This is a genomic window from Microcystis sp. M109S1 (assembly GCF_020247025.1).
Taxonomy (GTDB): Bacteria; Cyanobacteriota; Cyanobacteriia; order Cyanobacteriales; family Microcystaceae; genus Microcystis.
This window is the reverse complement of the sequence record NZ_JADBRW010000277.1, coordinates 1-9683: the sequence shown is the minus strand read 5'-3', so window position 1 is coordinate 9683 and position 9683 is coordinate 1. Positions and strand designations below refer to the sequence as shown.

The following is a 9683-nucleotide window of genomic DNA, read 5'->3' as shown; positions in this document are numbered from 1 at the left end:
GCCGAATTTGAAGTCTTTTCTGAACGAAACCCCTTACTATCTGTTGTCAAGGTTCAGTTTTTAGCTTGGTTATCGCTTTTTCCATTGTAGCTTAAAGCCGTCCTAAAAGGACGGGGTTTTAACCCAAATTTTCGATAAACGACCACTGAAAAAGCCAATTAGGGAAGCAATCGTATGTAAAATGATCACTGCGATGCCAGCTTGAGCAATGAATAGGGGCAAACGTTCCGATTCTCGGATTATTAATAAGCAGATAATAACTGCTAGAAAAATCACGGCTAAACGATTAGTTATCGGTTCCAGACTTTTGGCCAGTAAAGGGAAGTAATGGCGGATAGTCATACCGATAACCAGGGGTAAAACTATAATCAAAAATATCTGCGCCATAGTAGAACCAATGGGTAAGGAGATGGCGGCACTTTCACCCATAAAATGCTGTAAGCTCAAACTAGCTAAAAAAGGAATGGTGAAAATGGTGATGATGCTGCTAAAAGCGGTTAAAGTAACAGAAAGGGCCACATCTCCCTTAGCTAAATAGGTTAAAACATTGGAGGAAGGACCGCCGGGGCAAATGGCGACAATCATTAAACCGACGGCAATTTCTGGCCGGAGAGGCAAAAGAGAAGCAATAATAAAGCCGACGATCGGTAGAATAATAATTTGATTGACTAAACCGATCAGGACTGCTTTGGGATAACGGGTGATACGCTGAAAATCGGCGAGAATTAATCCCAATCCCATGCCTAACATTAAAACGCCTAGGCCAACGGGTAAGAGGATATTAGTAAAAAAGTCGGCTTGCATGGGATAAAAGCGGAGAAGATGAGCTTATTTTCCCATAAATTGACTGGTTTATTCTTGTCCCTGGTTCCCGATTTTGCCGACTAAAAAACCCCGGTGTGCAAGAGAGGTTAAATTGTAGGAGAAATCCAACCTTGGGGATTTTAGTCCAGTTTCCCTCTCTCGCTCCGGAGTGAGAGAATAGTCATACTTAGTTTTTTTGTCCCGATCGAGAGTATTTTCTGAGATAGATCATTGCCGATCTGGGGATAAAAAACGGTAATTTCGCCCGATATAACCTTTTATTTGCGCCTATGACTGTCAAAATCGCTCTTAACCCCAATCAGATTCAAAATCTCGATCTATCATCTTTAGAGACTATTATTCAAGATTATCAGTCCCAATCAGCGATCGCAAAATTGGAACAAGCTCTACAATTAGAGATAGATTATCCTCGCGCGGAGGGTGATATGCGGGAATTATCGGAGATAGCGGAAGTTAGGCTGTGGTTTCTGCGTTTAGATGCGGTTTATCCCTGGTTAATCTTTATTCTTGACCCAAAACATGGAGAAATCGCCCGTTATGCTGCCATGTTAGTCCCGCATCAATTCCATCGCGGGGAAGGAATTCAATATAATCCCGAAGCTTTAGAGATTTTTGTGATGCAAAAACTCTTTATTTTGTCTGATTGGCTGAAAAGTCAGCAAATTCCTGCTTTATCTCGCTTAAAATTTTTCGCTCAACAGTTTGGTTACGATATCGACGAGGAATTTCTCTCTCGTCTCTAAAAGCCTCCTGCGCTGACTAGATAAGGTATTTTTAGTATATGGCAAGCTACTGTCTAGCCCAATTTAGCACCACCAATACCCCTATCAGAGAATCATGGATACAAAATCCTTTAAACGTACCCTACAGCAGTCGGATAACTATAACCGCAAGGGATTCGGTCATAAAGAGGAAGTAATGGATGCGATGACCAATGAGTATCAAAGCGACCTGATCCAAGAAATTCGTGAAAATAATTATCGTTTACAACGGGGTCACGTGACGATCTATCTCGCTCAAGCTTTTGGGTTTTGTTGGGGGGTAGAACGCGCTGTCGCCATGGCCTACGAAACTCGTCAACATTTTCCCCTGGAACGTATCTGGATTACTAACGAAATTATTCACAATCCCTCGGTTAATCAGCGTCTGCGCTCCATGGCCGTGGGTTTTATTCCGGTCGAAAATGGCCAAAAAGACTTTAGTGTGGTGGAATCGGGGGATGTGGTGATTTTACCTGCTTTTGGGGCCAGTGTCTCGGAAATGCAAATACTTAACGATAAGGGTTGCATGATTGTGGATACCACTTGTCCCTGGGTTTCTAAGGTGTGGAATTCCGTGGAAAAGCACAAAAAAAGCGACCACACTTCGATTATTCACGGGAAATATAATCACGAAGAAACGATCGCCACTAGCTCTTTTGCTGGCACTTATCTAATCGTTTTAAATTTGGATCAAGCTAATTATGTCGCTAATTATATTCTCCACGGTGGCGATAAAAATGAGTTCTTAGAGAAGTTTAAAAATGCACATTCCCAGGGTTTCGATCCCGATCGCGATCTAGATTATATCGGTATTGCCAATCAAACCACGATGCTGAAAAGTGAAACGGAGGAAATTGGCAAACTCTTTGAGCATACTATGTTGAGAAAGTACGGACCGATCGATTTTAAAGATCATTTCATGAGTTTTAATACTATCTGTGATGCCACTCAAGAGCGTCAAGATGCCATGTTTGAACTGGGGAAAGAACCGCTTTCTTTAATGGTGGTAATTGGGGGTTATAATTCCTCTAATACCACTCACCTACAGGAAATAGCGATCGAGCGTGCCATTCCCTCCTATCATATCGATAGTGCCGAGCGCATTCTCCCCGGTAATCGCATCGAACATAAACCTTTAGGGGACGATTTAATCATCACCGATAACTGGTTAAATGAGGGAAAAATTGCCGTCGGAGTGACTTCCGGTGCTTCCACTCCTGATAAGGTGGTAGAAGAGGTGATCGAGAAAATTTTTGCGTTCAAATCTTCTTTAGTCCCGGGTTAATTAGCCTAGGTGTGTTAGCCTTTAGCAATGGCTGCATCTCAGATCACAAATAGGAGATGCAGCCGATATTTTTATCAGTGGGATTGCTCAGAAACTAACTACCGCAATCTTGACATTGACGTTAGAACCGTTGGATTCTTCTCGTTGGGTGTATCTCACATTTGCAGAAATACCGACAATCAGCAATTATCAGTGACTTTTAAATTATTACAGATATATCATACTAAATCCGTTGAGTATAGGCTAGTTATGAGGAGAGGCACTCATGCAAGAGGCACTCATGCAAAGGGGAAAATAAATAATCAGTTTTTAATAACCAGATTTAGTATCAGCAGCTGTCTGTAAGCATCCCACCGAAAAACTAATGCGCTCCGGGGTTTGGGGGGTTCTACCCCCCAAAAGCTTGGATTGAGTGATAAAATCGAAAGTAAGGCCCGACTTTAGCAGAGAGTTTCCCCCTAAAAATCCCAACTTAGTAGATTTACAAAAATGAGATGCAGCCTTCTCGTTTCTGTCTGGAAGGAAGAGCCAATATTTTCCTAAAAACGGCGGGTTTTATCGATTCCGTAGATAATTCCCGTCACCACGGAAGACAGAATTAATAACAAAATTAATCCTCCGGGTAAAAAAGATAATATTCCCATGCCGCGCAATATATAAACTAACACGGTCACTAATAGGAAACCGAAAAAAAGAGACTTTAAATAACTAGAATTTGAGCGCATTTACTTAGATTAACACTTCCTCTTGAGTTAAGTTTAACTTTTCGGCAATCATTGCCAGAATTTTTTCTTCCCTTTTTCCGTTACTGATAGATTCCAGTAACCGGCAATTGAGGATAATTTTTTCCCCGTTGGATAAGGTTAAAATAATCCGTCGGTAATTAGACCCCAAAAAGCCTTTGTACTCTTCTACTTTTGCCTCAACAATTCTCTCTAGAAGATAATCACTTTCACTTCTAAAAATTAAATGTTGTCGCTTACGGGTTAGGGTAGAGGTACCCTGATTAAAGACATAACTCTCCCAATAGCTGACATCATAAAGTAACAATAGACCTGACAATAAGCATAACATACCCCAGAGATAATAGCGATAATTATGGTGGTGTTCTAGCAGTGCTGACAAGGTATCTAGGGGACTTTTGGCAATAATTTCCTGAGCTTGATATCTATTCACAAAACTATCAAATCGAGTTTTAAAATCACTAGCTGACTGCACATCCCGAAAATTCTCGATGTAGAGATAGTTATTTCTTCCGACCAATAAAACCGTGTTATTAACAGTTTTTTCCTGCTCAACACTGATAAAAACTTCTTGATAGACAGCCGTAGCTTTAATGTGAGTCAAAGAAAAATTTTCCCGACTAGAAACAGGAAAATTATACTCTTGGACATATTGACAATCTATCCTTTTTGTGCTTAACCTAATGCAGTTGAGATAAGCGCGCTGGAAAGAAACCACATAGGCTAAAAAGAGCAAGGGAACCCCAGCCAGAAAAAAACCCAGAAAAGGACGATATTTAGGAGCCTTATTTTCTAATAAGAGTGTAGTCAGCGTTTTTTGCTTAACTCGCATAGGAAACCCTACAGGTACTTTGTTCTCATTGTACTACAGCTTTTTTCAGCATCCTTCTCAGGATCTATTTATTTAATCTGCTGACGGGGAAAATTGTAATGATTATTCACGAAAATCTTACATCAGTCTCTAGACTGCCTCTATCTTGACCTTTTTTGTCTGGGTTTGGCACGGTAAAACCCTGTTTATCGAGTTTTTGTAAAGCTTTGGCGTTTTTTTGTTTATTGTTTGTATTTAAAGTAAATGTATAAACAAAGCTGTTTTTATAAGTTTTTATGAGTTTAAACAACTTTATAAACTCTAAAAGATTATTTATCTAATTTTTACGCTTTCAATCTCACTCTAGCTATAGCAGATAAAAATTGAGCCTCTTTCCAAGGGGTGGGGAGATGGTCAATAATGGCGATCAAAGCACTGATAAACAAACTCACCATTCAAGCGCACATTTAGGAGAACTTCCATGCCTTTAACACTTGCAGTCTACGGAAAAGGTGGCATCGGTAAATCGACAACAAGCTGTAATATTTCGGCCGCTTTAGCCAAAAGAGGCAAAAAAGTCCTACAAATAGGCTGTGACCCCAAGCATGATAGCACCTTCACCCTGACAGGCTTTCTTATTCCCACAATCATCGATACCCTGCAAGAAAAAGATTTTCACTACGAAGACATCTGGCCCGAAGACGTTATCTATGACGGCTACGGTGGTGTCAAATGCGTGGAAGCGGGTGGCCCCCCGGCCGGTGCTGGTTGTGGCGGTTACGTCGTCGGGGAAACGGTGAAATTATTAAAAGAATTGAACGCTTTTGATGAATTTGACGTGATTTTGTTCGATGTTTTGGGGGATGTGGTCTGTGGGGGATTTGCCGCACCCTTAAATTACGCCGATTACTGCATAATTGTCACAGATAACGGCTTTGATGCTCTTTTTGCCGCCAATCGCATCGCCGCTTCCGTCCGTGAAAAAGCGCGCACCCATCCCCTGCGACTAGCCGGATTAATTGGTAATCGCACCTCAAAACGCGATTTAATTAATAAATATGTGGATCATGTTCCCATGCCAGTGTTAGAAGTTTTACCCTTAATTGAAGATATTCGCGTCTCCAGAGTTAAAGGTCAAACTCTCTTTGAAATGGCCGACAAGGATCCGATGTTAAGTTATGTTTGTGACTATTATCTCAACATTGCCGATCAGATTTTAGCCAAACCAGAAGGAGTTATTCCCAAAGAATCTGCCGACCGGGAATTATTCACTTTATTATCGGATTTCTATCTTAATGCTGATAAACCCAAAGTTAACGCCGAGGAAGAATTAGACCTAATGATGGTTTAGATTATTTTGTAGGGTGGGTTAGCGATAGCGTAACCCACCAATAACCACCAATAACCACCAATAAACTCTTTTTCTGGGTGGGTTACGGCGAATAATTAACTTATTAGTTAATAGCCTAACTTATCGTCGCCTAACCCACCCTACCCACGAATTTTATCGAGGACTCGATGATGATAATTTTTCCCTCTTATTGGGAATTCTAATAGAGAGAAGATTATTATTCAGCCAAGGAGACAAAATGAGCAACTTTGAGGAATTAAAAGCAACCTTACCGAGGCAATGGTTAGATTACTACCAAAATAATCAAGCTTGGATTAAGTGTTTAATGGATTCCAGAAATTGGTGGCGTAAAACTCCCGACGGTGGTAAACGTCCCAGTGCTGACATAATTATAGCGGCAGTAGCAGCTTTAGAACCTAAGTTATCAGTGTGGATGTATCCCTTTTGTCAGCTTAATTCCGATGGGGACAAACTGGTAGAAGTTTTAGGATTAAATTTTGACCCTGAGATAAAACTCAAAAAACGAGAAGAAGAAAGAGAATTAAGTAATTCTGTCTGTCCTAATGAGGATCCTGTACTGCAAAAAATCCGCCAAGAGTTACAACGAGAAAACCTCAATAAACTAAGTTAAAGGAGACCCAAAAAACATGACCGCCATTCAAGAACCGAGCGCTTTACAATTTGATTGTGAAACCGGCAACTATCACACCTTTTGTCCGATTAGCTGTGTTGCTTGGTTATACCAAAAAATCGAAGATAGTTTCTTCCTTGTTATCGGCACAAAAACCTGTGGTTACTTCCTGCAAAATGCTATGGGTGTGATGATTTTTGCCGAACCACGTTATGCCATGGCCGAATTAGAAGAAGGGGATATTTCCGCTCAACTAAAAGACTACGAAGAACTAAAACGCCTTTGCTTACAAATTAAACGAGATAGAAACCCTAGCGTTATCGTTTTTATCGGTACTTGTACCACCGAAATAATCAAAATGGACTTGGAAGGATTAGCACCAAAACTAGAGTCAGAAATCGGTATTCCTATCGTGACAGCGCGCGCTAATGGTTTAGATTATGCCTTTACCCAAGGGGAAGATACCGTCCTCGCTTCTATGGTGCATAAATGTCCCGAAAAAGTTAAGAATGAAAACGACAAAGAAGAACGGAATGCTATCCAGAAACTCTTAACTTTTGGACGTAAAAAAGAAGAAATTAAACAGGAAGAATCGGAATATAAAGACCATCCTCCTTTAGTTTTATTTGGTTCCGTTCCTGACCCGATTGTGACTAATTTAACCCTAGAATTAAAAAAACAAGGAGTTAAAATTGATGGTTGGTTGCCGGCCAAACGTTTTACTGAATTACCGGTAATTGAAGAAGGTTATTATGTCGCTGGTGTCAATCCTTTTCTATCACGAACTGCCACCACTTTAATGCGTCGTCGTAAGTGTAAATTAATTGGCGCACCCTTTCCCATCGGTCCGGATGGAACCCGCGCTTGGATAGAAAAAATCTGTTCGGTTTTGGGAGTAGAACCGCAGGGATTAGAGGAAAGAGAGGCAAAAATTTGGGAAAGTTTAGAGGATTATCTGCAACTTGTGCGCGGTAAATCGGTCTTCTTTATGGGGGATAATTTACTAGAAATTTCCTTGGCACGTTTCCTAATTCGTTGCGGGATGACTTGTGATGAAATCGGTATTCCTTACATGGATAAACGCTACCAAGCGGCCGAATTAGCATTACTAGAAAAAACCTGTAATGATATGGGTGTTCCCATCCCGAAAATTATCGAAAAACCTGATAACTACAATCAGATTCAGCGCATTTACGAGTTAAAACCCGATTTAGTGATTACAGGAATGGCCCATGCAAATCCCTTAGAAGCGCGGGGAATTAACACTAAATGGTCGGTAGAATTTACTTTTGCTCAAATTCATGGTTTCACCAATGCGCGAGATATTTTAGAATTAGCTACTCGTCCCCTGCGTCGCAACAATAACCTCAAGGAATTGGGTTGGGACAAGTTAGTTAAAGAGTCAGCAAAAGTGTAAATTTGTTGTCAGAAGTGTACAATCCTCAGGTAAGGAATTGATTTTCCTTACCTTTTTTCCTGTGATTGTTTGCCGATTCTGACGACAATTCTTGTTCAAATGCTCAACAAGTGGATAAAATAAAAGTATCGTCTCCTTTATTCCTTAGAGACTTTTAGGGTTAATATGCAATGCTCATCGGATTTAGTGTCGGCAATTATCGCTCTTTTAAAGATGTAGTAACTCTCAGTATGGTAGCTGCCGAGGAGGCCAATGATAATGATGAGCTTGATAAAAATAATGTTTTTAAGGTTAATCAACAATTTAGTTTACTGAAAAGTGCCGCTATTTATGGAGCAAATGCCAGTGGTAAGAGTAATTTAATTCTGGCATTCAATTTTATGCGACGGTTTGTCATGAATTCTGCTAAATTACAAATCACTGACAAAATAGATGTGGAACACTTGGATCTTCTCGACTTTGTGTGATAATTTTTGCTTATGGAATCGTGAAATGCTTACTAGGCAACACTTTTAGGACTATTTTGTGGAAAAAACTATCAGTATAGACCTCGTTTCCACACAGAAACCAGAAGAGCCAACACTTTAGATTAAGTACCGAAACTGTTGATAAACCATCCTTTTTTGAAATAGTTTTTCAGCTAAAAAATAAAACTTATAGATATGGATTTGAAGTAACTCAAAAGCGAGTAGTTTCCGAATGGTTATTTTGTACGCCCAGAAGTCGTGAAACTAAAATTTTTAATCGGCAAGACGATAAAATAGAATATAGCAAAAATATTGAACAAGGTAATATGCTAAAAGGATTGACAAAAAAAAATACTCTGTTTTTATCACTAGCAGCTCAATTTAATGATTCTCTAGCGGTAGAAATTGTCCCTTGGTTTGGTCGCTTAGGTGTTGTGTATGGGTTAGATGTTGGAATTTTAAAAGATATTACGATTAGATATATTTCTGATAGACAAGATTTGATTGATGATGTAACTAAGTTAATTAAAAAATTAGATTTAAGTATTGACAATCTCAACCTAGAAATAGAAAGCAGAAAAATTTCCTTAGACAGTCTCCCGCAAGATTTACCGGATGTTGTCAGAAATATCATCAGTCACTCTAGCGGTGAAATAAAGTCCGCTACCATAAAAACCTATCATCCAAAGTATGACTCAACAGGTAAAATGATTGAGTTAGAAATTTTTGATATGGACAATCATGAATCTGATGGAACTAAAAAGATTTTTGCTCTGTCAGCACCGATTTTAGACACTTTGCAAAAAGGGGAAGTTTTAGTAATTGATGAATTAGATGCCAGACTTAATCCTCTAATGACTAGAAATATAATCGAATTATTTAATTCTCAGAAAACTAATCCCAAAAATGCTCAACTTATTTTTACTACTCACGATATTAATTTACTTAGTCATAAATTTTTGAGGAGGGATCAAATTTGGTTTACCGAAAAAAATCATCAAGGAGCAACAGATTTATATTCTTTGGTGGAATTTGCTGATATTAATAATAATGATACCTTTGAAAAAGATTATATTCAAGGTCGTTATGGCGCAATACCTTTTATTGGTGATTTAAGTACCATTATTGGTAATTAGTATGGGTAAAAATAGGAATACTTCTGATTATTTGCGTCGCCAAACTAAGACTAGAGAAACAAGAAAAAGATTTTTAATTGTTTGCGAGGGAGAAAGAACTGAAGTTAACTATTTTGGCTCTTCGTTACTTGTTATGGTTCGATAGGGGGGCATAAATTGACTAAATCCTTCTCTGGCAAGAGACTTAATTGATGAGTTGGCTATGGATCAAAAACAATTGACAAAAATCGCCAAATGCCTTTATACATAAGGGTTC

General features: G+C 39.2%; 7 protein-coding genes and 3 pseudogenes. 7 read left to right on the top strand and 3 right to left on the bottom strand.

Annotated features, from left to right (window positions below):
• Window positions 1-120: 120 nt before the first annotated feature.
• A pseudogene (locus IM322_RS13745) lies at window positions 121-804 on the bottom strand (bile acid:sodium symporter family protein); the annotation flags it as partial.
• A gap of 290 nt (window positions 805-1094) precedes the next feature.
• Here IM322_RS13745 and IM322_RS13740 point away from each other — a divergent pair.
• Together IM322_RS13740 and IM322_RS13735 are read left to right on the top strand one after the other, a co-directional pair.
• Complete coding sequence (locus IM322_RS13740; protein WP_287079994.1) at window positions 1095-1568, top strand: CRR6 family NdhI maturation factor; 474 nt, start codon at window positions 1095-1097, stop codon at window positions 1566-1568.
• Window positions 1569-1662: 94 nt separating this feature from the next.
• Window positions 1663-2871, top strand: coding sequence for a 4-hydroxy-3-methylbut-2-enyl diphosphate reductase (locus tag IM322_RS13735; RefSeq protein ID WP_287675760.1), 1209 nt, complete (start codon window positions 1663-1665; stop codon window positions 2869-2871).
• 539 nt (window positions 2872-3410) lie between these two features.
• Here the strand turns inward: IM322_RS13735 and IM322_RS13730 are convergent.
• The gene (locus IM322_RS13730) at window positions 3411-3596 is read right to left on the bottom strand and encodes a hypothetical protein (protein ID WP_002798718.1); all 186 of its coding nucleotides are present in this window, start codon (window positions 3594-3596) and stop codon (window positions 3411-3413) included.
• Between the two features lie 4 nt (window positions 3597-3600).
• The gene (locus IM322_RS13725) at window positions 3601-4446 is read right to left on the bottom strand and encodes a hypothetical protein (protein ID WP_287675761.1); all 846 of its coding nucleotides are present in this window, start codon (window positions 4444-4446) and stop codon (window positions 3601-3603) included.
• Between the two features lie 460 nt (window positions 4447-4906).
• Here IM322_RS13725 and bchL point away from each other — a divergent pair, with 460 nt between their 5' ends.
• The 5 genes and pseudogenes from bchL to IM322_RS13700 all read left to right on the top strand — a co-directional run.
• A complete protein-coding gene (bchL, locus tag IM322_RS13720) occupies window positions 4907-5776 on the top strand; it encodes a ferredoxin:protochlorophyllide reductase (ATP-dependent) iron-sulfur ATP-binding protein (protein ID WP_002759152.1) in 870 nt (289 codons plus the stop codon).
• A gap of 238 nt (window positions 5777-6014) precedes the next feature.
• The gene (locus IM322_RS13715; protein ID WP_287675763.1) at window positions 6015-6407 is read left to right on the top strand and encodes a DUF5331 domain-containing protein; all 393 of its coding nucleotides are present in this window, start codon (window positions 6015-6017) and stop codon (window positions 6405-6407) included.
• A gap of 16 nt (window positions 6408-6423) precedes the next feature.
• Window positions 6424-7824: a ferredoxin:protochlorophyllide reductase (ATP-dependent) subunit N gene (locus tag IM322_RS13710; protein ID WP_287675764.1), complete on the top strand. Its 1401-nt coding sequence runs from the start codon at window positions 6424-6426 to the stop codon at window positions 7822-7824.
• 170 nt (window positions 7825-7994) lie between these two features.
• Window positions 7995-8264: pseudogene (locus IM322_RS13705) on the top strand (AAA family ATPase); the annotation flags it as partial.
• Between the two features lie 140 nt (window positions 8265-8404).
• A pseudogene (locus IM322_RS13700) lies at window positions 8405-9427 on the top strand (AAA family ATPase); the annotation flags it as partial.
• Window positions 9428-9683: the final 256 nt, after the last annotated feature.